This is a genomic window from Exiguobacterium sp. s22, assembly GCF_018617455.1.
GTDB lineage: Bacteria > Bacillota > Bacilli > Exiguobacteriales > Exiguobacteriaceae > Exiguobacterium.
Genome location: NZ_JACSKD010000006.1, coordinates 141,953 through 167,879 on the forward strand (window position 1 = coordinate 141,953; position 25,927 = coordinate 167,879).

The 25,927-nt window shown below is 48.5% G+C and carries 30 protein-coding genes; 2 read left to right on the plus strand and 28 right to left on the minus strand.

The genetic code is table 11. The annotated features are described in order from the left end of the window. Positions 1–39 precede the first annotated feature (39 nt). The 12 genes from atpE to glyA all read right to left on the minus strand — a co-directional run bounded on the left by atpE (position 40) and on the right by glyA (position 9,824). Positions 40–261, minus strand: a complete 222-nt coding sequence (gene atpE, locus KNO94_RS11365) for a F0F1 ATP synthase subunit C (protein ID WP_214742089.1) — start codon at positions 259–261, stop codon at positions 40–42. Positions 262–327: 66 nt separating this feature from the next. After that, the gene (gene atpB / locus KNO94_RS11370; protein WP_214779785.1) at positions 328–1,065 is read right to left on the minus strand and encodes a F0F1 ATP synthase subunit A; all 738 of its coding nucleotides are present in this window, start codon (positions 1,063–1,065) and stop codon (positions 328–330) included. Continuing rightward, on the minus strand, positions 1,065–1,475 hold the full coding sequence (locus KNO94_RS11375; protein WP_214742091.1) for an ATP synthase subunit I: 411 nt from the start codon (positions 1,473–1,475) through the stop codon (positions 1,065–1,067). Before KNO94_RS11375 ends, atpB begins: the two co-directional genes overlap by 1 nt. After that, positions 1,472–1,699, minus strand: coding sequence for a hypothetical protein (locus tag KNO94_RS11380; protein ID WP_214742092.1), 228 nt, complete (start codon positions 1,697–1,699; stop codon positions 1,472–1,474). The genes KNO94_RS11375 and KNO94_RS11380 overlap by 4 nt, the downstream gene beginning before the upstream one ends. A gap of 662 nt (positions 1,700–2,361) precedes the next feature. Further along, the gene (gene upp, locus KNO94_RS11385) at positions 2,362–2,991 is read right to left on the minus strand and encodes a uracil phosphoribosyltransferase (RefSeq protein WP_012727364.1); all 630 of its coding nucleotides are present in this window, start codon (positions 2,989–2,991) and stop codon (positions 2,362–2,364) included. A 99-nt stretch (positions 2,992–3,090) separates the two neighbouring features. After that, complete coding sequence (locus tag KNO94_RS11390; RefSeq protein WP_214779787.1) at positions 3,091–4,305, minus strand: hypothetical protein; 1,215 nt, start codon at positions 4,303–4,305, stop codon at positions 3,091–3,093. Positions 4,306–4,482: 177 nt separating this feature from the next. After that, the gene (locus KNO94_RS11395) at positions 4,483–5,166 is read right to left on the minus strand and encodes a hypothetical protein (protein ID WP_214779789.1); all 684 of its coding nucleotides are present in this window, start codon (positions 5,164–5,166) and stop codon (positions 4,483–4,485) included. A gap of 108 nt (positions 5,167–5,274) precedes the next feature. After that, positions 5,275–6,510: a sensor histidine kinase gene (locus KNO94_RS11400; protein WP_214779791.1), complete on the minus strand. Its 1,236-nt coding sequence runs from the start codon at positions 6,508–6,510 to the stop codon at positions 5,275–5,277. Between the two features lie 3 nt (positions 6,511–6,513). After that, positions 6,514–7,191, minus strand: a complete 678-nt coding sequence (locus KNO94_RS11405) for a response regulator transcription factor (protein WP_214779793.1) — start codon at positions 7,189–7,191, stop codon at positions 6,514–6,516. A 67-nt stretch (positions 7,192–7,258) separates the two neighbouring features. Then, positions 7,259–7,507: a hypothetical protein gene (locus KNO94_RS11410; RefSeq protein WP_214779795.1), complete on the minus strand. Its 249-nt coding sequence runs from the start codon at positions 7,505–7,507 to the stop codon at positions 7,259–7,261. A gap of 99 nt (positions 7,508–7,606) precedes the next feature. After that, positions 7,607–8,566, minus strand: a complete 960-nt coding sequence (locus tag KNO94_RS11415) for a hypothetical protein (RefSeq protein ID WP_214779797.1) — start codon at positions 8,564–8,566, stop codon at positions 7,607–7,609. A gap of 4 nt (positions 8,567–8,570) precedes the next feature. After that, a complete protein-coding gene (gene glyA, locus KNO94_RS11420; RefSeq protein WP_214779799.1) occupies positions 8,571–9,824 on the minus strand; it encodes a serine hydroxymethyltransferase in 1,254 nt (417 codons plus the stop codon). Between the two features lie 131 nt (positions 9,825–9,955). On the opposite strand from glyA, the gene KNO94_RS11425 reads away from it, so the two are divergent. Further along, positions 9,956–10,741: an alpha/beta hydrolase gene (locus KNO94_RS11425; protein WP_214779801.1), complete on the plus strand. Its 786-nt coding sequence runs from the start codon at positions 9,956–9,958 to the stop codon at positions 10,739–10,741. Positions 10,742–10,794: 53 nt separating this feature from the next. Here the strand turns inward: KNO94_RS11425 and KNO94_RS11430 are convergent, their stop codons facing one another. The 10 genes from KNO94_RS11430 to rho all read right to left on the minus strand — a co-directional run bounded on the left by KNO94_RS11430 (position 10,795) and on the right by rho (position 19,005). Next, positions 10,795–11,337: a TIGR01440 family protein gene (locus KNO94_RS11430; protein ID WP_214779803.1), complete on the minus strand. Its 543-nt coding sequence runs from the start codon at positions 11,335–11,337 to the stop codon at positions 10,795–10,797. Then, positions 11,334–11,774 carry a ribose 5-phosphate isomerase B gene (rpiB, locus tag KNO94_RS11435; protein ID WP_214779805.1) on the minus strand — a complete coding sequence of 147 codons (441 nt, stop codon included), beginning with the start codon at positions 11,772–11,774 and terminating at the stop codon, positions 11,334–11,336. Before rpiB ends, KNO94_RS11430 begins: the two co-directional genes overlap by 4 nt. 4 nt (positions 11,775–11,778) lie before the next feature. Next, on the minus strand, positions 11,779–12,279 hold the full coding sequence (locus KNO94_RS11440) for a low molecular weight protein arginine phosphatase (protein ID WP_012727381.1): 501 nt from the start codon (positions 12,277–12,279) through the stop codon (positions 11,779–11,781). A gap of 21 nt (positions 12,280–12,300) precedes the next feature. Then, positions 12,301–13,311 (minus strand): L-threonylcarbamoyladenylate synthase, encoded by a 1,011-nt coding sequence (locus KNO94_RS11445; RefSeq protein ID WP_214779814.1) that lies wholly within the window; start codon positions 13,309–13,311, stop codon positions 12,301–12,303. Continuing rightward, a complete protein-coding gene (gene prmC / locus KNO94_RS11450; protein ID WP_483299175.1) occupies positions 13,292–14,152 on the minus strand; it encodes a peptide chain release factor N(5)-glutamine methyltransferase in 861 nt (286 codons plus the stop codon). Before prmC ends, KNO94_RS11445 begins: the two co-directional genes overlap by 20 nt. Beyond that, positions 14,149–15,219 carry a peptide chain release factor 1 gene (prfA, locus tag KNO94_RS11455; RefSeq protein WP_078147952.1) on the minus strand — a complete coding sequence of 357 codons (1,071 nt, stop codon included), beginning with the start codon at positions 15,217–15,219 and terminating at the stop codon, positions 14,149–14,151. The genes prmC and prfA overlap by 4 nt, the downstream gene beginning before the upstream one ends. Before the next feature lie 82 nt (positions 15,220–15,301). Beyond that, a complete protein-coding gene (locus tag KNO94_RS11460; protein WP_214779816.1) occupies positions 15,302–15,913 on the minus strand; it encodes a thymidine kinase in 612 nt (203 codons plus the stop codon). A gap of 106 nt (positions 15,914–16,019) precedes the next feature. Next, positions 16,020–17,243: a cation:proton antiporter gene (locus KNO94_RS11465; protein WP_214779818.1), complete on the minus strand. Its 1,224-nt coding sequence runs from the start codon at positions 17,241–17,243 to the stop codon at positions 16,020–16,022. 99 nt (positions 17,244–17,342) lie between these two features. Continuing rightward, positions 17,343–17,585: a type B 50S ribosomal protein L31 gene (locus KNO94_RS11470; protein WP_012727387.1), complete on the minus strand. Its 243-nt coding sequence runs from the start codon at positions 17,583–17,585 to the stop codon at positions 17,343–17,345. Between the two features lie 82 nt (positions 17,586–17,667). Then, positions 17,668–19,005, minus strand: coding sequence for a transcription termination factor Rho (rho, locus tag KNO94_RS11475; protein ID WP_214742113.1), 1,338 nt, complete (start codon positions 19,003–19,005; stop codon positions 17,668–17,670). 386 nt (positions 19,006–19,391) lie between these two features. On the opposite strand from rho, the gene KNO94_RS11480 reads away from it, so the two are divergent. Further along, positions 19,392–20,087: a C40 family peptidase gene (locus tag KNO94_RS11480; protein WP_214779820.1), complete on the plus strand. Its 696-nt coding sequence runs from the start codon at positions 19,392–19,394 to the stop codon at positions 20,085–20,087. Between the two features lie 40 nt (positions 20,088–20,127). Here the strand turns inward: KNO94_RS11480 and KNO94_RS11485 are convergent, their stop codons facing one another. The 6 genes from KNO94_RS11485 to fba form a co-directional block, all read right to left on the minus strand. After that, a complete protein-coding gene (locus KNO94_RS11485) occupies positions 20,128–20,898 on the minus strand; it encodes an ABC transporter permease (RefSeq protein WP_214779822.1) in 771 nt (256 codons plus the stop codon). Then, positions 20,888–21,814, minus strand: coding sequence for an ATP-binding cassette domain-containing protein (locus tag KNO94_RS11490; protein WP_214779824.1), 927 nt, complete (start codon positions 21,812–21,814; stop codon positions 20,888–20,890). The genes KNO94_RS11485 and KNO94_RS11490 overlap by 11 nt, the downstream gene beginning before the upstream one ends. An 88-nt stretch (positions 21,815–21,902) precedes the next feature. Continuing rightward, positions 21,903–22,874, minus strand: a complete 972-nt coding sequence (gene glpX / locus KNO94_RS11495) for a class II fructose-bisphosphatase (protein ID WP_214779826.1) — start codon at positions 22,872–22,874, stop codon at positions 21,903–21,905. A gap of 14 nt (positions 22,875–22,888) precedes the next feature. Next, complete coding sequence (gene murA / locus KNO94_RS11500) at positions 22,889–24,145, minus strand: UDP-N-acetylglucosamine 1-carboxyvinyltransferase (protein ID WP_214779828.1); 1,257 nt, start codon at positions 24,143–24,145, stop codon at positions 22,889–22,891. Positions 24,146–24,172: 27 nt separating this feature from the next. After that, positions 24,173–24,823 (minus strand): fructose-6-phosphate aldolase, encoded by a 651-nt coding sequence (gene fsa / locus KNO94_RS11505; RefSeq protein ID WP_214779830.1) that lies wholly within the window; start codon positions 24,821–24,823, stop codon positions 24,173–24,175. A 153-nt stretch (positions 24,824–24,976) separates the two neighbouring features. After that, entirely contained in the window at positions 24,977–25,831 is an 855-nt protein-coding gene (gene fba, locus KNO94_RS11510) for a class II fructose-1,6-bisphosphate aldolase (protein ID WP_214694578.1), read from the minus strand. Between the last annotated feature and the right edge of the window lie 96 nt (positions 25,832–25,927).

The window sequence follows — 25,927 nt, forward strand, 5'->3', positions numbered from 1 at the left end:
AGACATGCTCCCTCTTAAGTTGTTCTCGTTAACTCGGAATCAAGAGTTGAGGAGAAGGAAACCGACAGCCACACCGATGATCGGGAGGGCTTCAACCAAACCGATACCGATGAACATTGTTTGACGAAGTTCGTTTTTGAGTTCTGGTTGACGTGCTTGTCCTTGAACTGTACCACCTACGATAAGACCGTTACCGATACCAGCACCAAGTGCTCCAAGTCCGATTACGAGTGCTGTTGCAATAAGATTGAGTTGTTCCATTTTGTAAGTTCCTCCTAGAGAAAATATAAGTAGTTATTGTCTTCACGCTGTTTGTCACTTGCTTGATCAATGCTCAACAGTTGCCTTGTGCCCAATGTACAACATGGCAAGTGTTAGGAAAATATACGACTGGATTAACCCGATAAAGATCGAGAATCCTTGCCATAGCACCATCGGGAAGATTGCAAATACTGCCCCAAGTGGGTTTAATGTACTTTCTGCAGTAACCGCAAGTCCTAAGATGATTGTAATCATGATTTCACCGGCAAAAATGTTACCGTATAGACGCAAACCGAGCGTCAACGTGTTCGCAAACTCTTCAATCAATTTGATTGGGAGCATGAACCATACCGGCTTCACATACTCGAGTGAGTAATGCTTGAATCCTACAAGCTTGATTCCATAATAGTGAGACATTGTAACGACGAGTGTCGACAAGGCCAACGTGACATATGGATCTGCTGTCGGTGAGTTATACCATAACGTATGTCCGCTAATTAGCGTAAATGGTAATCCCATCAAGTTTGAAATCAAAATAAACAGGGTGAGTGTCATACCGAATGCAATAAATCGTCCTCCGGTCTTCCAATCCATTGAACTTGAAATGATGTCACGGACAAACTCCGCAAACCATTCAAAGAAGTTTTGCAATCCCGTTGGTTTAATTGCAAGCGCTCGAGTACCAATCACCGCGAATAAGAAGACTAAAACTGCCGCAATCAACACAGTCAGAATGTTTGTCCAACTGCCATAAAGCGTATAGCCCCCAAGTTCTAAAGAATAGGTGGGTAACCCATGATTCATTAATATTCACCTCTTTTCCTGCTGAGCTGGGCAAGTGCAAACTCGCCAATTTGTATAATGTGGCCGGCGATTAGACCAGTTACCACCGCAATCAAGGATACCCGGTCGTCATAAAATAGACCGACTATCACTGCCAACACACCGACTGCCATCCTTGAAACAGTCCCATGTGATTTCGGGCGTCTGCCCGTTTCAATAACGTCATACATTCGAACAACCGATCGATTTTGCATATGTAAAATGATCAGACTTGCCACTCCACCGATAAAAAGGCCTAAACATACGGATTCATATCGAGGAATCGCATAGGATACGGCTAATAAAAGAGTAAACCAAACCGAAAACCCTATCGTATAACGCTTCATCAATCTCTTTTGTGCATGTACATTTGCCTGCACCTGATTATTCATTCGTTCTCTCCTGTCAATAAACTCCGAAGAATGAGTACGAGCGCGATGAGTCCGAACAACATCCCCAGAAACACCGACGCATTCAAACCAAATGTTCCCCAAAACTCTCGTCTGACGCCATATTGTCCGACGAAATAACCAATGACGATCGGTCCTGCCAGTGCGGTTGAAAGTTGAGAGGCAATCGAGGCGTAGGATAGGTAACGATTGTCTTTTTTCACCATCCTCGACCTCCTTTTACACAATCAAACTTAGATTCTCTTTCATCAATTCACACTCGCGTGACCGCCAAAAGTCACACAAGTTCAGAGTAACGGAAATGGTATAAGAAGTCAATGGATTTCACAATTATAAAAGCGCTTTAAATCAAGTCATATCAATAGTTTTCCGCACTTCATAAACTAAACGTTTAAAGCACTTTTTAAAGAAAGTGTGAAGAAACGTTGAAATAAAAATGTTGACTTTATAACATTTCACAAAAGGAATCAGATGAAGAATAGTTCAGTTATACCTCCACGTTTTGGAAATTTCAATCCGTAAACGTTTACGTTCACAAAGAGTTACGAAACGGTCGTTGACTACTTTTTGAAATCGTTTTCAACGTCCTGTATCAGTATACCGAGGATGTTTTTGACATGTCGAGCGATTTCGCCCATTTTTTTGTGAGTAATCTCATTCATCGAATTGGCGGATTGATTCCTCGTCACTCTCCCGTATATTCTTTGTCTAATAGTTAAATAAGAAGAAACTAAGTAATGAACACCTTTATTCGATGCTTCACTTCTCTTTTTTTGTGTCTATTTTGTGACCGAATTGAATGATAAAAATTCCAGGCTGATCCCCATAAAAAAATGGGAATCGCTCAGGCGATTCCCATGGATCAAACTTACTTCGTACCAAACAAACGGTCACCCGCGTCCCCAAGTCCAGGAACGATATAACCGTGATCATTTAATTTTTCATCGAGTGCCGCAAGATAAATCTCCACATCCGGATGTTCTGCTTGCACACGCTCTACGCCTTCTGGTGCTGCACAAAGACATGCCAATTTGATTGACTTCGCGCCATGCTTTTTGAGTGAGGCGATGGCATCAACAGCCGAACCACCTGTCGCGAGCATTGGGTCTACAACGATAAAATCACGTTCTGTGACATCTGTCGGAAGTTTCAAATAGTATTCGTGTGGCTCAAGCGTTTCCGGGTCACGATAGAGACCGATATGACCGACTTTTACGTTCGGCATCATTTTGAGGAACCCATCCACCATACCAAGTCCTGCACGTAAAATAGGGACGATTCCCAATTTCTTGCCGGCAATCATCTTTTGAGTGGAAACAGAGACCGGTGTCTCGATTTCTACGTCTGTTAGGGGTAGGCTGCGCGTGATTTCGTATGCCATAAGTGAAGATACTTCGTCGACGAGTTCACGGAACTGCTTCGTCCCCGTCTCTACTTTACGCATAATCGTCATTTTGTGCTGAATCAAAGGATGGTCATAAACATGTACTTTTCCCATCTTGCTTCACTCCTCTCTCATTCTCTCTCGAGCATTGTACCCTAACTTAGTTGAGAAGGGTAGAGCCAACTTCTTTTTTCACAAAGGTCAGACGCCATTTTATGGTTGGTTGGTTTGAAAATAATCGGTTGTCGGAAGTTTATACGTTTTAGATGACTGTTGGTCCACCACATAGAGTTCCGTCTCTGTCTTCCATACATCAAAGGATTGTTCGGTCAACTCTTCATATAGATGTAAGACTCCGATTTTGACAGCTGTAGAGGCTTTCTCATGAGGTTGAATATGAGATAAGGCATCAAACAGCTCTTGTGTCTTTGGACCGTCTAACCATACGGTATCTTGGTTCGACTCAAAAACGGCAAGGCGTGTTTCCCCATCGGCTGGACGCGAAGACATCTTATTCAGGGCCGGCCGGCGAACGTGCCCCCAAATCTCAAGGACGGTTCCGTATGTTTTCGATAGGGTTAGTGACGATTGGTTAGCCACGTCTTCTACAATCGGTTGATCGGATAAGATAATCCGTTTCATCAGTTTACGGTGTTCCCCTTCAAGAGAAAGCGCCTCCTCTTTCGGATCAACTTTCATGTACGATGCCTCAAACATATTGGGAAGCACGAGTTGTTTCAGGGATGGCGCATCCCCGATTTGAAGGGTGAGCCGATCATCAGCTCGGCTCGTCAAAAACACATACCCTTCATTTTCCCCACTCTTAAACGGAAATAACTTCGGTTCAATGATCGGATCGAGTGTACGTCCATCCCGTACTGTCTCGAACGTTACATAGATTGCTCCTGTATCGGGTGTCGTGTAGTGAAAAGCAGAATCCTCCACAATTTCTTCGTGTCCATCATTCAAGTTGAACGTCTTCGCAAGTTGATTGAGATCACTGACTTGATCGAACTCAATCGTTGAGGCGATCTCCGATTCCTCGAATCGCTCTTCGTCAAGAGTTTCAAACTCTGGAATGGATTCTACAGCAAACGTCCGCTCCATCAATTGACTGCTGTTCGCACAGGTGATATACCGTTCGTCCCCCGCGGCAAAATATTTCACAGTCTTAGACCCGAGGACTTCATATAGCGGGTGACGGAATGTGACTTCCGCCACTTTCGCTCTCTTTGTCGGCAATACATCGGTTGGACGACGCTCGCAATATGTAAGCAATTGTTTTTTCGTCTGTTCTGTTAATGCTATCTCAGGATCTTGCTCGACTCGATAGGAAGACAATGGACGTAACTCAATCGCGTTCATCGTCTCGGTACCACATCCACTCAACAAGATACAACTGAGCAAGATTCCCCAATACGACCGCATTGATGTCCCTCCTCATTCCCAATTCGGTGAAAATCACCTAAATTTTTCTTGTACATCATAACATATAACCTATTTTTGTGATGATTTCAGAATTATTACGTTTCTGATGAATTCTTTCGCATAGTCGCCGCTACAAAAAAGAGCCGATCGATAGATCAGCTCTTTCAAGTATCCGTATTAGTCTTTTTCGTATTCATCTTCCGATTCAGATGAGTCGTCTTGTGAAGAATCGTCCTTCTCATATTGATCGTCCTGTGATTCACGGTCCACTTCAATGACCGCCCCATCTCGATTGAGTTCAAGTTTGACGAAATCTCCGACTCGTGGTGTATCCTCATCGATTTCCGAACGTGCCGCTAGTGAATAGGTGTTGTCCTTTCCATCGATATTGATTGTGACATCTTGATTCGTCAATTTCACGAGTGTCCCGTAAATATAAGAATCTTCGTCTCCGCTCTCACGGTCTACTTCCTTCACTTCATCCTTTTGATTCAATTCAAGTTTGACCCGATCTCCCACTTGCGGTGTATCCTCATCAATTTCATGAGTCACTGCTAAACGATACGTCGATTCTTTTCCATTGAAACTGATGGTCACATCTTCTTTCGATAACTGAACGAGTGTCCCATATAGTTCATAGTCGTCCCCACTCTCGACTCGCGATGCGTCATCTGATGTGTTACTCGAGTCATCCGATGAAGCGGAGTCGTCCGGGTTGTCCGTTGATTGATCATCACTCGCTTGATTCATTGCTTGTGGCACGATGACTGTGTCCGTCTGATTTCCACTCACATAAAATCCAATTCCTACAATCGCCATGACAGCTAGTAAAGCTCCGATGATCCAGCCGATGCGTTTCATGGTCATTTCCTCCTTATGATGTGTTCTTCTTATTTTCATCATAAGCCTCTCGAGTGAGAGTCCATTTAAGGTTTCATTAAAAGTTGATGAGAAAGTGCGAAACATTCATCATCGAGTCAGATAAAACACACTGCCGTCCGAATCATTCGATTCACTTCCAATCGTCCACTCATTCAAGTCCGCCACTTCTTTCGCAATTGCGAGACCGAGACCACTCCCACTTCGATCACGGGCTTCATCCAATCGATAGAATCGATCGAACAGCCGATTCCTCACATCATCCGAAAGAATCGGTCCTCGATCGCGTACCTCAATTCGATCACTCTTCAAATGAAGGCTCGTCTCTTCCGCATACTTCAAACTATTGTCTAATAGGATGACAAGAATCCGCTGTAACGACTCACGATGACCAAACCAGCTTCCTGTAGCTTCAATAGGTAAATGGACGCCGTGCGACCGCAAAAAACGTTCCCCTATTGATTCCCCAAGTTCAGCTAAATCGATTTCTTCTCGCTCTACCTGTTCGAGTGCAGCAAATCGATTCAATTCGAGCATAGGTTCAATCAAATCATTTCGCATTTGACGCGACTCCGTTAAAATATGGTCAATCGCTTCGGCGCGTACACTCTCATCTTCTTGTCCCCATCGTTGTAATAACTTCGCATAGCCCTCGATGACGGTCAACGGTGTCTTGAGTTCATGTGAAACATCGGCGACGAAACGACGTTGTTGCTCCATCGTCCCTTCGACTCGCTCGATCATATGATTAAATCCGTCCGAAAGAGTCGTCACTTCATCTTGTCGGTCATCCACTTCGATTGTCTCTAACTTACCGGACTCCGTGATCCGTTCCATCGTCTCTGTCAATCGGCGTAACGGTGACAGACCTTGACGTAAAATCCACCACGTCCCGAGGAACGTCAAGAGAACGGCAAAGAAGAACATGACGAGAAAAATGGTCGCGAGTGCTTGAATCGTATTGCTCACATCTCGATCCTGAAAGCCGAACGCTAGTCCATCCGTCGTCGCGACCACAAACCAATCATCGATGAGGGCCGGTTCCCCGTAATTGATGGGAAACGTCGTTCCGTCTGGCACTTCTCCTGCGATGATTCCCCATTCGCCGTTTTCTTGACGTTCTAACACGACACTGTCCTCATGAAGCGACAATACCGCATCGCTATTCCGGACATCTTCTTCCAAGAGATTCAACGCCTGCAGTAACACGTCAAAACGCGAATCGACAATTTCCTGTCTGGCGACGAACCAGGTCACGCCAAAGGAGACGAGAAGAAGCAACAGCATAAACCCTGTCATCGCCCACGCAATTTTTGTTCGTAGCATCGGTCACTCACCACGCTTCAACATATAGCCGACACCGCGAACCGTTTGAATCCAAGAACCAATCAGTTTTTTTCGTACATACCGGACATAGACGTCCACGACGTTCGTATCCCCATAATAGTCAAATCCCCACACGTGTTCGACGAGTTGGTCTCGCGTCAACACACGTTCAGGGTGTGCTAAAAAGAAAACCAACAAGTCAAATTCACGTCGAGTCAAGTCGACTTTATTTCCATCGCAATATACTTCATGACGATTCACGTCAACGGTCAATGTCTCATACGTCAATACCTGTTCGGAATGGTCCTGGTGAACGAGCTGACGCATACGTAAAAATGCCCGAATCCGTGCGAGCACTTCTTCGATTTCAAATGGTTTGGTGATGTAATCATCTGCCCCAAGATCGAGTCCGCTCACTTTGTCATAACGATCGCCACGAGCCGTCACCATCAGAACCGGTAACAACGGCCGTTCTTCTTTCAGACGACGTACCACTTCGAGTCCACTCATTTGAGGCAACATCACATCAAGCAAGACGAGATCGACATCATCGGCGAGAGCTCGCTCCAAACCGACACGCCCATCCATCGCCACAACGACGGCATACCCGGCGTGCTTCAATTCCAACTCCAGTAATCGTGCAATCTTCGAATCATCTTCTACGACGAGAATCGTCTGCATCCTGCTCACTCCTTTGAAAAAAAACGTCGAGCGACTCGCTCGACGTATTGTTATTCAATTCCCGAAATCAATTCGCAAAAAACAGACGAACTCCTTCTGGAATAGCGGATTCAACTTGTCTTTCGAGACCATCTTCCCACTCATCCCAACTCGCGTCCACTCGCTCCAATTGCCGTTCGATGTCCAGCGCCGCTAACGATAGTTGCGACAAGCTGGATTGACCGGTTGAAATGAAAAAGAAGAATCCGGCAAGTCCGATTCCCATCAGTCCAATCGCCAAAAGAAAAGTTGCAATCGACTTCAATATACGTTTCATCGATACATTCCTCCTACTCGCATCATACGATGTAAATAAGAGAATATAAGGTGGACTTCATTAGAATTCCATGAGAAAAGGCACTGCTCACGCAGCGCCTCATTCTTCTTCAAGCACGGATTTGGCAATCGGTGCCCAATACGTCCCTTCCATCTCGGAAACGGTCGTCAACGTCTCACGATAAGCCGGGTCATTCGCTTTTTTCTCGGCAATCCCTTTCATCCAAAGGACATCCGCTTTGTAACCGGACTCTGGATACGACTCGATATAAGCCGCATAATCCGCGATTTCTGCTTTTTCTAACTTGTTATCGACGAGAAGTCGATAAAATCCGACAGCCTGCTCTTGACCAGCTTTTGCTTTCCCGTCTAACAACTGATCAGCTCGCTCATATTTCTTGTCTTGCACGAGTGCTTCTACCTCGGTCAGCGGTACAACATCTGTTGATGTGTCCTGTGCCTCTTCCGTTGATTCCTTCGGTTTTTGTTCGTCCGACTCTTGAAGCTTCTCATTCTCTTCTTCGAGTCGAGCGACTTCTGCCTCGAGTTCTTCAAGGCGCTCTGCGAGTGCTTCTTCTTCCGTCACCGTCTCGACAACGGTTTGATCCGATTCGTTCGGCGTCACGACTGGTACGACTGGCGGTTCGGTATCTGGCCAAAACACGAGCGCTACAGCTGCAAGACCAACGACAAGCGGGAGTCCGAGCCATTTCTTATCGAACTTGAACGCCTGTCGCCATTCGGCTAAATCCGAATGTTGGATGACAGCCGACGAGAACGAACGAAAGCGGCGCTTGGCCGCTTTTTTTCCGTTCGCCTTTACTTCTAGCGCAAGACCTAGTCGATGGAAAGCAGCCGGCACTTTCATCCCGAGAAGCGGCACGATGCGTTCGCTCGCCTCTTCATAATAGCCATGGTCGAGGAGCGTCGTGATGACACCGAATTCACTGGCGACAAGACGGAAAGACGGGTCGTATTCCCCTTTACGAGCCAACCATTCCGTCATATCGAATAAGGGAAGTTCGGATAGCTCTCGTTCTGCTAGTGTCCGAATATCCATTGACTCAGCCTCGTTCAGGGTAAAGCGGGAACTTCGCCGTTAACGTTTGCACGTCTTGAAGGGCTTCTGCGAGTACCGCTTCGTCTTCATGTTGTTTGAGCACACGCCCGATGAGACGTGCCACTTCTTTCATATCCGTTTCTTTAAAACCACGAGTCGTCATCGCAGCCGTACCGAGACGGATTCCGCTCGTGACAAATGGTGATGCCGGGTCGAACGGGATCGTATTTTTATTGACCGTGATTCCCGCTGCATCGAGCGCGTGCTCGGCCGCTTTCCCTGTGATGTCGATGCCACGAAGGTCGACGAGTAAGAGGTGGTTGTCCGTTCCACCCGATACGATGCGGAGTCCCTCTTCTTCAAGACCTGTCGCAAGTGCCTGCGCATTCGCAATCACTTGACGCTGGTAATCTTTGAATTCAGGTTGGAGCGCCTCACCGAACGCGACCGCTTTCGCTGCGATGACGTGCATGAGAGGGCCACCTTGAATCCCTGGGAAAATCGACTTGTCAATCGCTTTGGCGAACTCTTCTTTACAAAGAATCATTCCGCCACGTGGTCCACGAAGCGTCTTATGCGTCGTTGTCGTGACGAAGTGCGCATGCTCGACCGGGTTCGGGTGAAGCCCTGCTGCCACGAGTCCAGCGATGTGCGCCATATCGACCATAAGGTAAGCATCGACACTGTCCGCGATCTCACGGAATTTCGCGAAGTCGATCGTACGTGGGTATGCTGACGCTCCCGCGACAATCAATTTCGGCTTATGTTCTTTCGCAAGTGCAGCGACGACGTCATAATCGATGTGTTCTGTCTCTTTGTCTACACCATATTCGACGAAGTTATATTGCACACCTGAGAAGTTGACCGGACTCCCGTGCGTCAAGTGACCACCATGAGACAGGTTCATTCCGAGAACCGTATCTCCTGCTTCAAGCACCGTGAAGTAGACCGCCATGTTCGCTTGTGCACCCGAGTGTGGTTGTACGTTCGCATGTTCTGCACCGAACAATTCTTTCGCACGGTCACGCGCCAAGTTCTCAGCGACGTCGACAAACTCACAGCCACCGTAGTAACGGCGTCCCGGATATCCTTCGGCATATTTGTTCGTCAATACGCCACCTTGCGCTTCCATGACCGCTTCTGAAACAAAGTTTTCTGAAGCGATGAGTTCGATGTTGTCGCGCTGACGACCGAGCTCGTGTTGCATTGCCTCAAACAATTCCGCATCCTGCACTTTCAACTTCGTCGTGTTTACCATGTGAAGACCCCCTCTAAATGTCTAAAAATCAACACCCCCATCGTACCACATGCTTGTTTTTTTGGGTATCGCAATAATCTGATGAAAAGTTGGGTATCATTAATAAGAATGTAACTGTGAGGAGGCCACTTATGATTGAGACAAAAGAACTGACGATCACACCGTTCGAACGGACACGAACGGTCCGAATCTACACACCTGCCGACTATGAGACGTCCGAAAAACGATATCCGGTCCTCTACATGCATGATGGACAGAACTGCTTTGATGACGAGGATGCGAGCTACAATATGAGCTGGCGCGTCGGTGAATATTTAGACGCCTCGAAGCGCGACTTGATTGTCGTCGCCCTCGATAGTGCATCAGGCGAACAACGACTTGATGAGTATGGACCATGGGAAAACCCTTATATCGGGGAGAGCTTGCTCGGTCGTGACATCGTGCTCGGCGGGCAGGGTTCGGCGTATATCGAATACATCGCGCAGGAATTAAAACCTCAAATCGATGCTGACTATCGGACGATCCCGGAAGCGACAGCGATGATGGGGAGTTCGATGGGTGGACTCATCTCGGTGTACGCAGCCTGTGTGTATCCAGACATCTTCAAACGCGTCGCTTCCCTGTCCTCTGCATTTTGGTTCAACCAAACCGAGCTGGAACAATTGATTGAAGCGAGCGATTTGAAGGGAGTGGAACGTCTTTACTTGGACGTCGGCGCCAAAGAGGTCGAGGAACCGATTGAAAATGGCCCAACAAATGAAATGTATCGTGAGTCGAGCGAACGCGTGTACAACTTGTTAAAAGACAAGGTCGAACACATCCGCTTCGAAGTGATTGAAGAAGGAGTCCATAATGAGCTTGCCTGGCGCGAGCGTTTCCCGATGGTCATCTCCTATCTTTTTGGAGAAGATTTATAATTTGAACAAAAAAGCATCGCACTCGGTCGAAAAACCTAAATGCGATGCTTTCTTCATTTATTTGGATACTGAGCCCGTGACCCACCAATCAGTTTCGGTCTCGTGACCGCAAACGTGACGTACGCTTCGCCGAGGTGCTTCGATGACAACCGGACCGGAATGGCGACCGGCTTCAAATGCATCCCAATCAATGTCGAGCCGATATCAATCCCGGCATCTGCTTGAATCGATTCGACGACGCATGGCTCCTCGAAATTCGCATACGCCTTCTCGGACATCGCTCCGCCCGCGGAACGGACAGGGACGACCGTCACTTCAGTGAGGCCGAACTGTTTGAGTGTCCGGCGCTCAACAGTGAGGGCACGATTGATATGCTCACACCCTTGAAACGCCAAATGGACACCTGTCTTCTCTTTCAATTCAAGGAATGCTTCCATCAATTCGTTCGCGACATCAATGGAACCTGCCTTCCCAATCGTTTTTCCGAGCACTTCACTCGTTGAGCATCCGATGACGAGAATGCGCTCATCATTCAACGAGAACCGTTCGTGAAGCTCCGTTAATAATCCGAGAAGTTCCGTCTTCATTTGACTCACTTCGATTCGTAAGCGCTCATCTTGTCGACACGGTTTGAATGGCGACCGCCTTCAAAGTCCGTATCGAGCCACGTCGTTACCAAGTCGAGTGCAAGACCAGGTCCGATGACACGCTCGCCCATCGTCATGATGTTCGAGTCGTTATGCTGACGTGTCGCTTTTGCGCTGAATGAATCATGGACGAGTGCCGCACGAATTCCTTTGACTTTGTTCGCTGCAATCCCGATTCCGATTCCCGTACCGCAAATCAAAATCCCACGATCGAACTCACCTGCCGCTACTGCTTCCGCGACCGGGATGGCCACGTCTGGGTAGTCAATCGAGTCCGCCGAGTGCGTCCCGAAATCTTTATACTCATGTCCGAGATCCTCAAGCAAGGCTACGATTTCTTTTTTCAAGTTGAAACCGCCGTGATCGGCGCCAATTGCAATTTTCATTCGTTCATTCCCCCGTCTTCTTTGGTAGGCGTCTCGGTGGTTTCGTCACCTTTGACCCATCATTCGTTAATTTTAACACAAGTCGATTCACGAGTGGTTCGAGTTCGTTTCGCACTTGGCGATACACATTCATCGAACCTCCAAACGGGTCGTTGATGTCTCGCTCGAGCCCCGTCACGAATTCATAGAGCGTATACGTCCGCTCCGACAAATCCGGGTATGTATCCCGAATTTGTTCACGATGTGCGCGCGTCATCGTCAAAATGATATCTGCCCAATTCCCTAACACCTCATCGAACGTCTGCGTGACATGGTCAAGTTCAATCCCTCGTTCTCTGAGAACTTGCAGTGCATTTTCAGAAGCATCGAATCCTTGCATCGTCCGTAGACCGGCCGAGCGAATATCAAACTCGTCCCCGGTCATTTTCGAACGGAGCAAGGCCATCGCCATCGGGCTTCGGCACGTGTTGCCACTACATATGAATAATACGCGTTTCATTGACATCGCGTGTCCTCCTCTATGTCTTTAGGCATCTTTCGTCGGGTACACGATTTTTCCGCCCGCCGCTTTATATAGACGGTTATAGACGGCTAGTGCGACCCCGACCGGTTCAATTGTGTTCACATAAATCTCATCCACATCTGTTTCATCAAATCGACGAAGCGCGTCGTATAAACGCTGCGCCGCCACTTCCATCGAGGTCCCGAGTGAATATGTGACCTCTGCCGGTGTCGGTTCCTCATCGAACACGAGTGCACCGATCCGCAGTCCCGCTTGCTTCCGCTCCTCGATAACACGTGCTAGGTCTTCGCGTGTGCCATCGACTAGATAAACAGGAGCCGTTGGGGCATAGTGCGTGTACTTCATTCCCGGCGATCGTGGTGCGGCTTCATCGTTGCTCAAGTTGGCATCTAAGGCGACCGGTCCGATGACAGCTTCCATTTCTTCTCGCGTCACGCCACCTGGTCGTAAGATCGTGACCGTATCTCCCGTACAATCTACAACGGTTGACTCGACACCGATTCCAGTGGGACCTCCATCCACGATTCCTGCGATTCGTCCGTTCAAGTCATCCGCGACATGTTGAGCGGTCGTCGGTGAAGGACGTCCCGAACGATTCGCACTCGGAGCCGCAAGTCCTAACCCCGACTTACGAATCAACTCGAGTGCTGCCGGATGATTCGGCATCCGGAGTCCAATGGAATCGAGGCCTGCGGTCACAAGTGATGAGGCTCGGCCATTTGAAGGCAAGATGATCGTCAAAGCGCCTGGCCAAAACGCATCCATCAAGCGTTTGGCAACGGGAGGAATCGAATCGACAAACAAACTCGTTTGTTCGATTGAAGCGATATGGACGATGAGCGGGTTATCCGACGGTCGACCCTTCGCCTCAAAAATCTTGCGAATTGCCACATCGTTCATGGCATCTCCAGCGAGACCATAGACGGTTTCTGTCGGCATGGCGATGATTTCACCCGATTGAAGAAGACGTACCCCCTCTTCAATCTCATTCGATTTAATCCATTTCGTTTCCATACGCAATCCCTTCCCTTACGGCATAGACGATACGGTCCTTGCCGTTTATATCTTTTAAAATACCCGTTTCTGCTTCAGGATAACGTTCAGACAGGAATGATTTCACATCTTGTCCTTGGTTATACCCGATTTCAAACGCAATCAAATGCCAATCGGCACGTAAGACGCGCACCGACTCCGCAATCAATTGCCGATACATGTCGAGTCCGTCCGTTCCTCCAAAGAGAGCGAGGTGCGGTTCGTAGCCGACGACGGTCTCATCCAACAACTCATCCGCCTCGATATAGGGCGGATTGGAGACGAGAACGCGAATCGAGCGGTCCGCAATCGGGGCGAGCCCGTCGCCTTCATAAAATCGTACATTCGCACCAAGGGCTGCCGCATTCCGCTTTGCAACCGTTATTGCTTCCGGAGAAATATCGACCGTCTGTACGCGTACTCCGAGCTCAAGGCTCAACGTGATTGCGATTGCTCCGCTTCCCGTTCCGACATCGACAATCTCATCATCCTCGACATGGCGAACTTGTCCGAGCACCCAATCGATCAACTCTTCTGTTTCCGGTCTCGGAATCAAGACGTCCCGGTTCACTTCAAACGAACGCCCGTAAAAGGGAGCATGTCCGATCACGTGCTGTACCGGTTCTCCCATCAGTAAACGCTCGATTCCCGCCTCGAACCGTTCGGCTTCATTCGCGGATAGTTCATCTGATAGGCGGACGAGGAGACCCGTCCGGTCGACTTGAAGTACATGCATGAGCCACCATTCGGCAGCTGCTCGGTCGCGTCCGGCTTCTTGCAATCGTTCCTCTGTCTGTTTGAGTAGCGCGGCAATCCGCATCATTCCGCATCCTCCATCAGACGTGCCTGTTCATCCATGATGAGTGCATCGATAATATCTTCGAGTTCACCTGCTAGGACACGGTCCAACTTTTGAAGGGTCAAGCCGATTCGATGATCTGTGACGCGACTTTGTGGGAAGTTATACGTGCGGATCCGCTCGGAGCGATCCCCTGTGCCGACCGCCGATTTTCGCTGTGCCGATAATTCTTCCATATGCTCACTTTGCATTTTGTCATAGAGACGTGCCCGAAGTACTTTCATCGCCTTGTCTTTGTTTTTATGTTGCGACTTCTCGTCCTGACATGATACGACGAGTCCTGACGGGATGTGTGTCAAACGGACCGCCGATTGCGTCGTGTTGACCGATTGCCCTCCTGGACCTGATGAGGTGAACGTATCGACCCGTACATCTTTCATATCGATGTGGACTTCGACATCCTCTGCCTCAGGGAGAACGGCTACAGTTGCTGTGGATGTATGGATTCGTCCGCCCGATTCAGTCGATGGAACCCGTTGTACACGATGGGCACCGTTCTCAAACTTGAGTTTCGAATAGGCGCCTGCTCCATTGATCATGAACGTGACCTCTTTGAATCCACCAAGCTCGGTATAGTTCGCGTCGATGAGTTCCACTTTCCAATTTTGACGTTCAGCGAATCGCGTATACATCTTATAAAGGTCCCCAGCGAACAGGGCCGCTTCGTCTCCACCTGCCGCCCCTCGGACTTCGACGATGACGTTCTTGTCATCGTTTGGGTCTTTTGGAAGCAATAAAATCCGCAGCTTCGCTTCTAATTCTTTGACTTCCGGTTCGAGGAGGTTCATCTCTTCTTTGGCCAATTCACGCATGTCTGCGTCAAGCGTCCGGTCTTCAAGCATCGCCTTCGCTTCTTTGAACGCTTCACTTGTTTCTTTATACTGACGATACATCTGTACCGTCTCCTCTAGTTGTGCCTGTTCTTTCGAATATTGTCTCAATTTCGTCGAGTCACTGAGTACCTCAGGATCGGCGAGCATTTCATTCAATTGCATGTAACGATCTTCTAATACACTTAAACGGTCAAACATGATGATCCGTCCTTTCTCCGTCAAATCAAACTCTATCTATTATAGCAAAAAAACGGACCGCCGAGGGCGGTCCGTCGATTCATCAGTCTACCACCGTATGGCGGACCGGATGTGGTTTATTCGGTACATCGTGACAATGTCGGCATCGCGGTTCGTAAGACTCGGAAGCACCGACCAAGATGACCGGGTCTTCATAGCGCGCCGGTTTCCCGTCAATCAAACGCTGTGTCCGTGAAGCCGGCGCCCCACAAGACAAACAGATCGCCTGCAACTTTGTGACAAACTCCGCACGTGATAACAGTTCAGGCATCATCGTGAACGGCTCACCCCGAAAGTCCATATCGAGTCCGGCACAGATGACGCGCTTGTCTTCGTTCGCAAGTTGCTCGATGACATCGACGATTCCTTCATCAAAGAATTGCACTTCATCAATGGCGATGACCTGCGTTTCTTCACGTACGGCATCGTATAAGTCTTGGCTTGACGCGACAGGGACTGCCACGACCGAGTTGCCTGTATGTGAGACGACGTTCTCTTCATGATACCGGTCGTCGATTGCTGGTTTGAACACTTGGACCGGAATTTTCCCGTAATGAGCACGACGGACTCGGCGAATCAATTCCTCCGATTTTCCTGAAAACATACTCCCACAAATCACTTCAATCCAACCATATCGGTTCGTCACATGCATCATTATTCTTCGCCCTCTCCATCGATAATCGCTTACCGATTATACCTATCTTTCGAGTTGAGGAAAAGGGTTGACTTCTCCCAAATCTTATTTGAAAGAACATGAGCCATTATTCGTCAGCGTTCGCCTCTTTTTGTTCATCGATTAATTTCAATTTCCGCGCGAGCGGTCGAATCGTGAGACCGTGTAACGTAACGGAAATGAAGACAAGTCCGAGTGTGAGCGGCAACATTTGTTTCGCATCGTCAATTCCGAGATGCGCCACCTCTTCAGCAAAGAATCCCGCAACTGTCATCGCGACAATCCCGCGTGGGGCAATCCAACCAATGAATCCTCGTTCCGCTAACGGCAGACCTCCTCCAATTGTTGACAAATAAATTGCCACCGGTCGAACTAAGAAGAGAATGCCCGCAATCGTCAAGAGAAGTGGCCATTGGAAGATATTCAACAGCTCGGCCCGAGAAAGGGATGCCGTCAATAAGATGAAAACAGACGAGATGAGTAAGATTGAAATGTCTTCTTTAAACGATTGCAATTCTTCAATGATTTCTTCATCACGATGTTTTGTATTGGCCATCGTCATCCCCATCGCTGTCACGGCAAGAAGCCCTACTTCGTGCATCATGAGCTCACTGAGTGAGAATAACACGAGGACGGCTGTCAACGTGACCGAGGCACGGAGATAACGAGGCACCTTTTCGGCAATGAACCACCCCATCAAGAGATGTCCGAACAAATAACCGAGTCCGACCCCAACGATACATGCACCGGCGAAGAGGAGTTGCATCCACAGGTCCATCCCTTCATATACGATGTAACCGAGTCGGACGACAAACAGTCCGAGCAATGCCCCCACCGGATCGACGATGATGCCTTCCCACTTCAAAATCGCTCCGACACGGTCTTTTAAATGCGCCTGTCGTAATAACGGAATGACGACGGTCGGTCCCGTCACGACAAAGAGCGCCCCCATCGTCCAGGCGACGACCCAGTGTAGCCCGCCGACGTATTGGATCAGTAATGACATTCCGACAAATGAGAGCGCGACTCCAATCGTGACGATGCGAACAATCGACCTCCGGAACTGATTGATTTCGCTGAAATGAAGTCCAAGACTTCCTTCGAATAAGATAATGGCAACCGCGAACGAAATGATCGGACTATATAAGTCTCCTAATAGTTCACGCGGGTCGAACAGCCCGAGAATCGGACCCGCCAACACCCCTGCGAGCGTCATAATGATGATCGCCGGAATTTGATAACGCCATGCCAGCCATTGTGACATGATCCCGACTCCGATTAACAAGCTGATGCTGATGAGTATTAGTTCCATAAAGGCCCCCTAATGACAGTCTTTCGTCTCTTTACCCGCGTCAATGTAACAAAAAACCGCCAAGGGCAATCCCTAGGCGGTGAGCATACAACTTTACGATTAACGTTGGTATTTCTTGTTGAAGCGCTCGATACGACCATCTGCAGATGCAAATTTCTGGCGACCTGTGTAGAACGGGTGCGAATCAGAAGATACATCGACACGGATGAGTGGGTACTCGTTTCCATCTTCCATCGTGATTGTCTCGTTAGAGTAACGAGTTGAACCAGTGATGAATTTGAATTCTGTCGTCGAGTCCATGAATACGACTTTACGGTATTCTGGGTGGATTCCTTGTTTCATTGCTTTTCAACTCCTTCGGCCCTAAGTATTCTTTCAACCTAGAGAAAGTTCACTAGAATATAATATCACCCTACTATAGGATTTACAAGTCTGTTTTCGTTTTTTTCACCGGTCGTCTTTTTTTCTTATCCGCCTCTAACGCAGCAAAAAAGTCGAGGTTCGTTTTCGTCTCACGGACACGGCGTAAGAACTGTTCAACGAAATCTGGAGACTCGTTCATCGTACGGCGAATCGTCCAAAGCGAATCGAGTTCTTCCTTCCCGAGTAACAACTCTTCTTTCCGAGTGCCCGAGCGACGAATGTCGATTGCCGGGAAGATGCGACGTTCCGCCAATTTCCGGTCGAGATGGAGTTCCATGTTTCCTGTTCCTTTGAACTCTTCATAGATGACGTCGTCCATTCGTGATCCGGTATCGACGAGCGCTGTCGCAAGGATGGTCAAGCTCCCTCCATCCTCGATATTCCGGGCCGCTCCAAAGAACTTTTTCGGTTTATGGAAAGCTGCCGGGTCAATCCCCCCAGAGAGTGTCCGTCCGCTCGGCGGAACGGATAAGTTATACGCACGCGTCAAGCGCGTGATGGAATCGAGTAAGATGACCACATCTTTCTTATGCTCGACGAGACGCATCGCGCGTTCGAGAACAAGTTCTGAAATACGTGCATGGTTTTCTGGGGTCTCATCAAACGTCGAGAACGCCACGTCTGCGTCCGGTACAGAGCGTTGGATATCCGTCACTTCCTCTGGTCGCTCATCAATCAAGAGAATGATCAATTCGACGTTTGGATGATTTGTCGTGATTGAATTCGCAATTTCTTTTAGAAGCGAGGTTTTTCCCGCTTTCGGTGGTGCCACAATCAATCCGCGTTGGCCGAATCCGACTGGTGCGATCATATCCATGACACGAACCGAAAGATGCGTCGGTTCTGTTTCGAGCACCATTTGTTGTTCCGGGTAAATCGGTGTCAGTGCCGGGAAGTAATCACGCGAACGCGTCGAGTCCGTCGACTCTCCGTTAACTGCTTCAACACTTAACAAACCTTGGAAACGTTCATTCTCTTTCGGTTTACGGACTTTCCCCGTTACGAGGTCTCCATTTCGGAGATTGAAGCGACGAATTTGTGAAGCCGCGATATAGATGTCTTCGGAAGATTGAGAATAGTTGATCGGTCGGAGGAATCCAAACCCACCATCATTCTGTGACTGTGGATTCGGTGGAATGATTTCTAAAATACCTTCGAGGAAATATAAGTCTTTTGATTCAGCCTGTGATTTTAAAATCCGAAACATGAGCTCACGTTTCCGCGCTTCTCGGAAGTTTGGGACTTTGACTTCTTTGGCAATCTCATATAATTCTTTTAACGTCTTCGTCTCGAGCTCACGAAGTGTATAATTTTTTGTCGGTTCTGTCTGTTGACTCATTCAAGTCACCTGTCTTTCTACATTTCATTACAAGAAGAATTTCACTTGATCTTTTATGGTTCTGCCATCATCTAACCACATTTTTTGAATGCCGTCACTTTACTAGACCACTCTTTTTGTTACGCATTTCCCTCATGTACAAATTCTTACCCAAATCCGAATCGTTTTGTAACAAAAGAAGTACTATATCCGCATATTGTTTCATTTCTGTTACAAGAAAACGCTTTTTTGACTTACGATTGAAAAATGCCATCGGTCTTGCGCATGATATAGTTTATTTGCACAGGAAACCGGGTATTAACCGCAACTTGTGCTCGACTATTAAAATATTACTCGATTTTGTCATATATGAACGTGTTGATTTTAAAAACGGAGGGATTTATACAATGTTAAAGCGTATTGCATCAATCGTTGTCGCTGCCACTGTCGCTTTCTCGGGTCTTATGTTCTCAACAGGTGAACAAGCGGAAGCCGCTACCGGAACATTTGCTTACTCAAAAGTAAACGGTTTGAACATCCGTACTGCCCCGTCACTTACGTCATCGAAAGTCGTCGCGAAAATGGATAAAGGTCAACGCTATACATACCTTGGTAAATCCGGTTCGTTCTATAAGATCAACTACAAAGGCACACCACGTTACATTTCAGCTTCTTCAACGTACACGTACTTGAAAGCGAACACGTCAACGTCAACAACGGTTTCTACGTCATCTTCAAGTAAACGTGCAAAACTCGTTGCAGAATCAAAAAAATATTTAGGCACACCTTACCGTTACGGTGGAACAACGACTGCTGGATTTGACTGCTCAGGTTACACTGGTCATGTTTACAAAAAAGCAATCGGCAAAACACTTCCACGTTCTTCACGTCAGCAATACTCAAGCGCGAAGAAAATCTCGAAGTCATCGATTCAAGCGGGTGACCTCGTCTTCTTCTCACACTCAGGTGGGACGATCCAACACGTTGGGATGGCACTTAGCAAAACAAAAATGATCAACTCAGAAACAGGCGGCGTGAAATACGCGAGCTTCACTTCTGGATACTGGGCACCACGTTACGTTGGCGCTGGATCTTACCTCTAATACAACATCACGACTCGGTTCATTGGAACCGAGTCGTTTTTTATTTTTGCTTCAATGCCCCTCTCGCATTTGTCGCCGCAAAGACGATCATGAGGACACTCATCGTCCCAGCGACAGCGAGTCCCGCCGAGAGTGCTCCCCAATCAATCTCAGACTGAGTCAGTACCGCCCGCATCCCTTCGAAAATATAGGTCGTCGGATTGAACGTCGCCGCCACCTTCAGCCATTCGGCTTCAATCAATTCTTTCGGTACGAACGTCGTTGACAGGAAAATCAAAGGGAAGAACAATAATGTCCCAGCCTGTGCTGCCTGAGCGTTTCGTGTCTTCAAGGCCACACCCACTGAATATCCCGCAAAGCCCAGTCCAAATCCGATCGCGAGTAATACCGTGAAAAAGAATCCAGCCGCACCGACAGGAATGGTGAGACCGAGTAGAAAGGCGACAGCAAAGATGAGCAATGTTTGGACGAGCAGTTGTAACATCCCAGCAATCATTGGGCCAAGAACGATTGCCGTACGGGTCGCCGGTGTCAATAAGAGCCGTGCGAAATAGCCGCTCTCAATATCACGGACAAGCGCCTGTCCCGTGCCTCCTGCTCCCCCGACTGCACCTGAAACGATCGATACGGGTAAGATGAAGTTCAAATAATCGCTTCCTTCGAACTGAGGCAACGAGGCCACGCTCGATAAGCCGCTCGTATACACGAGTAAAAAGAATACAGAGATAATCAAGTTCGGGATAAACGAAAACGGATTTCGAATCGTCGTCACTAAACTCCGTTTCGTGAATAACCATGTCTCAGTCCACACGAATCTCGCCTCCTTCATACGATTCGCCTGTCACTTTCAAGAACACATCATCGAGCGACGGTTGCTTCACCGTCAATCGTTCAGGTTGTAGTCCTTGTTCATCTAACGACCGAACGATTTCCGTCAATGTGACATCACGTAACTCAAACGACACATGTGTTCCATTCGCAGAAGCATCGAACAATGTCGCGGCAGTCGCGGCGTCCGATTCGCTTGAAAAGTCCATCGCGATCGTCTCTCCACCGACGAGTTGTTTCAACTCCTCAGCCGTCCCTTCACTCACGATTTTTCCGTGATTAATGATTGCGATTCGGTCAGCCAACTCGTCCGCTTCCTCTAAGTATTGGGTCGTCAAAAAAATCGTCGTTCCAAATTCCTGATTCAATCGCCGCACTTCATTCCAAATCTCGATTCGACTCGCCGGGTCGAGACCCGTCGTCGGTTCGTCCAAAAAAAGAACCGTCGGCCGATGAACGAGTGTGAGGGCCAAATCGAGACGTCGACGCATCCCCCCGGAATACGTACCACTCCGTCGGTCGGCCGCATCCGTCAGTGAAACGACTTCTAATAACTCACTCGCTCGACGTTGTGCCTCTTCATTCGACATTTTAAATAAACGACCTTGTAAGACAAGCAGCTCTCGTCCCGTCAACACTTTGTCAATTCCCGTCTCTTGCAGGGCGACTCCAATTGATAAACGGACATCCTTCTCTTGTTTGACGACATCAAATCCATTGACTCGTGCCGTTCCGGATGTCGGACGCACGAGTGTCGTCAACATTTGTACCGTTGTCGATTTCCCCGCTCCGTTCGGTCCCAAAAAAGCAAAAATTTCTCCTTCTTTCACGGAAAATGACACATGATCCACAGCGGGAACATCTTTAAACGTTTTCACAAGTTCAGCTACCTCAATCATCACATCCACCTCCTGACCACAACATTCCCGTTTTATAGATATTTCATAACAAAAAAATCGTGGACGTTTGCACATCCACGACTTTTGATTATTCCGGTTTCATGACCATTTTTGGTTTTTTCGTGAGCGAGTGGTTTCCTTCGACGAAACGAACCGTACCAGACTTGGCACGCATGACGACTGAATGTGTCTGCCCACCTTGTGATGTGAACTGAACACCACGTAACAATTCCCCGTCGGTGACACCGGTCGCAGCAAAGATACAATCTTCACCTTTCACTAAGTCATTGAGGAGGAGGATTCGATCCGTGTCTTCAATCCCCATGTCATGGCAACGCTGTTTCTGCGCCTCATCTTCCGGGAGTAGGCGTCCTTGGAAGTCTCCACCTAAACATTTCATCGCGACCGCCGCGATGACACCTTCCGGCGCTCCACCTGAACCGAGAAGTAAATCGACACCCGTTTTCGGGAAAGCCGTATTGATTGCGGCCGCAACGTCTCCATCCGGAATGAGTTTGATGCGCGCACCTGTCGCACGGACACGTTGGATAATCTCTTCGTGACGCTCTCGATGTAAGATGGTCACGACGACGTCTTCCACGTTCTTCTTCTTCGCTTTCGCCACAATTTCAATGTTCTCCTCAATCGAGTTGTCGAGACTGACGAGACCGGCTGCTTCTGGGCCGACTGCGATTTTGTCCATATACATATCCGGGGCGTGAAGGAGGTCTCCCGCATCCGCGACTGCAAGGACGGCAAGTGCTCCCCATGTCCCTGTCGCTACGATGTTCGTTCCTTCTAACGGGTCGACCGCAACATCGAGACGCGAGCCATAACCGTTCCCGACTTTTTCTCCGATGTATAACATCGGAGCCTCATCCATCTCGCCTTCTCCGATGACGACAATCCCTTTCATCGGAATCGTGTCAAAGACATCTCGCATGGCGGTCGTCGCCGCATCATCGGCTTCCACTTTCAATCCTCGTCCCATCCAACGGGCTGAAGCAAGTGCAGCTGCTTCTGTCACCCGGACCAGTTCCATCGATAAACTTCGTTCCACCCGAAATCTCCCCTTTATACTTCAGTGTGTTCGTCTACCCATACGAGCGCACCAAGTTGTTTTAGTTTGCCGACAAAGTCGACATATGAATCATTCAATCGTTCCGCATGTAGCAATGTCGATTCTCCATTTGCTTGAAGTGCCGATAAGACAAGTGCTGCGGCACTTCGTGCATCCGTACATTCCATCTCGGCATTCGCTAACACATTCCCTCCACGAATCACCGCCGAAGCATCTTCAAGTGTGATTTGTGCGTTCATCCGTCGCATCTCGGCAATATGCCGGAATCGTTGAGGATATAATTTATCAGTGATGATACTCGTCCCCTCTGCTTTTAATAAAGCAGCAGACATGATTGGCTGCAGGTCGCTCGGATATCCAGAATAATGAAATACCCGAATGTCCGTCGGCACGTAGCGGTCGGCCGTCACGGTGACTGATTCCTCACCGACTTGGACGTCTGCCCCGAAGTCCAATAATTTTTGGATGACCCCTTCGAGGTGTGTCGGAATGACCGGTTGTACGGTCACACTACCAGACACCGCACCGAACATCATGAACGTTCCGGCTTCAAGGCGGTCCGGAATCAACGTGTGCGTGCACCCATGCAGACGTTCGACACCTTTGATGCGAATTTCATCGGTTCCGGCACCACTTACGTGCGCCCCCATCGATGTGAGCATCGTCGCCACGTCCACGACTTCCGGATCACAGGCCGCATTTTCGATGACCGTCGTTCCTTCCGCCAAAACCGCTGCGAGCATGGCACTCACCGTTGCCCCAAATGACCGTAAATCCAAATAAATTCGATTCCCGACGAGTTCCTCGACCCGGACATGATAGAGTCCCGATTCATTTTCGACACGAATCCCGAGACGCTCTAGTGCTTTCAAATGTAAATCAATCGGTCGTGGACCAATCGCATATCCCCCAGGTAGACCCACCGCGCCTTTTCCGAAACGGGCGGCGAAGACCCCGAGCAAGTAGACAGCGGCACGGACTTTCCGCGTCTCAGAACCAAGAAGTGGCATGGCGACCGCCTCATTCGAATGAATGGTGATCCGTTCGCCAATACGTTCCACTCGAACCCCGAGCTCTTTCAACAGATTGACCATCACTTCCACATCTTCAATCATCGGAACGTTTTCAATCGTCACCGACTCTTCCGTAAGAAGTGCAGCCACAAGGCAAGGGAGAGCGCTCTGTTTCGCCCCGCTAATCTCGACGGTTCCTTCTAATTTTTGCTGCCCAACGATATGCAAAATTTCCACGCTAATCAAAACCTTTCTACGACGGACTTATTTGGATTGAGCGTTGTTCCAATCCGCTAAGAACTGCTCAATACCTTTGTCTGTGAGCGGATGTTTCATCATCTGTTCGATGACTTTGTATGGGACCGTAGCAATGTCAGCCCCAAGAAGTGCAGCCTTCGTCACGTGAACCGGGTGACGTACAGATGCCGCGATGATTTCTGTTTCGATGCCATGAATCGCAAAGATGTTCGCAATGGTTTCGACTAAATCGAGTCCGTCCTGTCCGATATCATCCAATCGTCCGATGAACGGAGAAACATATGATGCGCCGGCGCGTGCTGCAAGTAGCGCCTGGTTGGCGTTAAAGATGAGCGTGACGTTCGTTTTGATCCCGAGTTCTTTAAACTGTTTCACCGCTTCCATCCCCGCTGGCGTCATCGGTACCTTTACCGTAATATTCGGCGCAATGGCGGCAAGTTCCTTTCCTTCTTTCACCATACCCTGCGCATCGAGTGCAATAACTTCAGCGCTGACTGAGAGATCCCCGACGATCTCACAGATTTCCCGAAGTCTTGTATGGAAGTCGACACCTTCTTTGGCGACGAGCGATGGATTGGTCGTCACGCCTCCGATGACGCCCATTTGGTGAGCCTTTTTAATGTCTTCCACATTTGCTGTGTCAATGAAAAAACGCATATGTGTCTCCTCCTCTAATTGTGATCGCTTACAATCTCTATTATGCGGAAAGACTAAGCGAATTACTACACCCATTGTCAGATTCGACTCAGGACGACGGAGCAAAAATATAAAAAGTCGGTCCTCATAGAGAACCGACTTGATCAAACAGGATTATGCTTGGTTGCTTGAACCAAACTCACGCATTTTGCCAGTTACGACGTTGTAGATCGCTTCGATCCCAGGTCCGATAACTTTACGTGGGTCATATACTTTCGAGTCAGCGTCAAGCTTCTCACGTACCGCACGAGTCCACTCTTGTTGGCACTCTGTGTTGACGTTGATCTTGCTGTGTCCGAGCTCGATTGCTTTTTTAACTTGGTGCTCAGGAATTCCTGATCCGCCGTGAAGAACGAGTGGAGTTTGTGTCGCTTTCGCGATTTCTTCCATCTCTTTGAAGCCAAGCTTCGGCTCACCTTGGTATGGTCCGTGTACAGAACCGAGTGCTGCAGCAAGTGCATCCACTTTCGCTTCTTTAACAACACGTACACACTCTTCGAGGTCAGCGTATTGTACGCCACCGATGACGCCGTCTTCTTCGCCGCCAACTGTACCGACTTCTGCCTCAACAGAAGCGCCTTTAGCGTGCGCGTACTCGACAACTTGTTTCGTCATTTCGACGTTTTCGTCGATCGGGTGGTGTGAACCGTCGATCATGACTGATGTGAATCCAGCGTCGATCGCTGCTTTACACTTGTCGAATGAAGAACCGTGGTCAAGGTGGATTGCAACTGGAACAGTGATGTTGTAGTCGTGCATGAGACCTTCAACCATTTTGACAACTGTTGTGAAGCCACCCATGTACTTCGCTGCACCTTCTGATACACCGAGGATTACTGGTGATTTCTCGTCTTCCGCAGCGCGAAGAATCGCTTGCGTCCACTCGAGGTTGTTGATGTTGAATTGGCCGACTGCATACTTGCCTTCGAATGCTTTGTTAAGCATTTCTGTCATTGATACTAATGGCATAATGACATCCTCCTGTCTGTTCGCTATTATACACGTTTGGGAAAAGTTCCCCCGTGCAATTCGTTCCCATTATAACACATCGTAAAACATGTGCCT

Coding starts and splice junctions, on each gene's coding strand:
- rho (WP_214742113.1), bottom strand. CDS start 19,005: ATGAGTCAACAGACAGAACCGACAAAAAATTATACACTTCGTGAGCTC.
- KNO94_RS11380 (WP_214742092.1), bottom strand. CDS start 1,699: ATGGTGAAAAAAGACAATCGTTACCTATCCTACGCCTCGATTGCCTCT.
- KNO94_RS11390 (WP_214779787.1), bottom strand. CDS start 4,305: ATGCGGTCGTATTGGGGAATCTTGCTCAGTTGTATCTTGTTGAGTGGA.
- fba (WP_214694578.1), bottom strand. CDS start 25,831: ATGCCATTAGTATCAATGACAGAAATGCTTAACAAAGCATTCGAAGGC.
- prfA (WP_078147952.1), bottom strand. CDS start 15,219: ATGTTTGACCGTTTAAGTGTATTAGAAGATCGTTACATGCAATTGAAT.
- KNO94_RS11400 (WP_214779791.1), bottom strand. CDS start 6,510: ATGCTACGAACAAAAATTGCGTGGGCGATGACAGGGTTTATGCTGTTG.
- KNO94_RS11415 (WP_214779797.1), bottom strand. CDS start 8,566: ATGGATATTCGGACACTAGCAGAACGAGAGCTATCCGAACTTCCCTTA.
- KNO94_RS11490 (WP_214779824.1), bottom strand. CDS start 21,814: ATGATTGAGGTAGCTGAACTTGTGAAAACGTTTAAAGATGTTCCCGCT.
- atpE (WP_214742089.1), bottom strand. CDS start 261: ATGGAACAACTCAATCTTATTGCAACAGCACTCGTAATCGGACTTGGA.
- atpB (WP_214779785.1), bottom strand. CDS start 1,065: ATGAATCATGGGTTACCCACCTATTCTTTAGAACTTGGGGGCTATACG.
- KNO94_RS11425 (WP_214779801.1), top strand. CDS start 9,956: ATGATTGAGACAAAAGAACTGACGATCACACCGTTCGAACGGACACGA.
- KNO94_RS11395 (WP_214779789.1), bottom strand. CDS start 5,166: ATGAAACGCATCGGCTGGATCATCGGAGCTTTACTAGCTGTCATGGCG.
- KNO94_RS11375 (WP_214742091.1), bottom strand. CDS start 1,475: ATGAATAATCAGGTGCAGGCAAATGTACATGCACAAAAGAGATTGATG.
- KNO94_RS11480 (WP_214779820.1), top strand. CDS start 19,392: ATGTTAAAGCGTATTGCATCAATCGTTGTCGCTGCCACTGTCGCTTTC.
- fsa (WP_214779830.1), bottom strand. CDS start 24,823: ATGCGTTTTTTCATTGACACAGCAAATGTGGAAGACATTAAAAAGGCT.
- prmC (WP_483299175.1), bottom strand. CDS start 14,152: ATGATGCGGATTGCCGCGCTACTCAAACAGACAGAGGAACGATTGCAA.
- KNO94_RS11445 (WP_214779814.1), bottom strand. CDS start 13,311: ATGGAAACGAAATGGATTAAATCGAATGAGATTGAAGAGGGGGTACGT.
- KNO94_RS11470 (WP_012727387.1), bottom strand. CDS start 17,585: ATGAAACAAGGAATCCACCCAGAATACCGTAAAGTCGTATTCATGGAC.
- rpiB (WP_214779805.1), bottom strand. CDS start 11,774: ATGAAAATTGCAATTGGCGCCGATCACGGCGGTTTCAACTTGAAAAAA.
- upp (WP_012727364.1), bottom strand. CDS start 2,991: ATGGGAAAAGTACATGTTTATGACCATCCTTTGATTCAGCACAAAATG.
- KNO94_RS11440 (WP_012727381.1), bottom strand. CDS start 12,279: ATGTCAATGAAACGCGTATTATTCATATGTAGTGGCAACACGTGCCGA.
- KNO94_RS11410 (WP_214779795.1), bottom strand. CDS start 7,507: ATGAAACGTATATTGAAGTCGATTGCAACTTTTCTTTTGGCGATTGGA.
- KNO94_RS11405 (WP_214779793.1), bottom strand. CDS start 7,191: ATGCAGACGATTCTCGTCGTAGAAGATGATTCGAAGATTGCACGATTA.
- KNO94_RS11460 (WP_214779816.1), bottom strand. CDS start 15,913: ATGATGCATGTGACGAACCGATATGGTTGGATTGAAGTGATTTGTGGG.
- glyA (WP_214779799.1), bottom strand. CDS start 9,824: ATGGTAAACACGACGAAGTTGAAAGTGCAGGATGCGGAATTGTTTGAG.
- KNO94_RS11465 (WP_214779818.1), bottom strand. CDS start 17,243: ATGGAACTAATACTCATCAGCATCAGCTTGTTAATCGGAGTCGGGATC.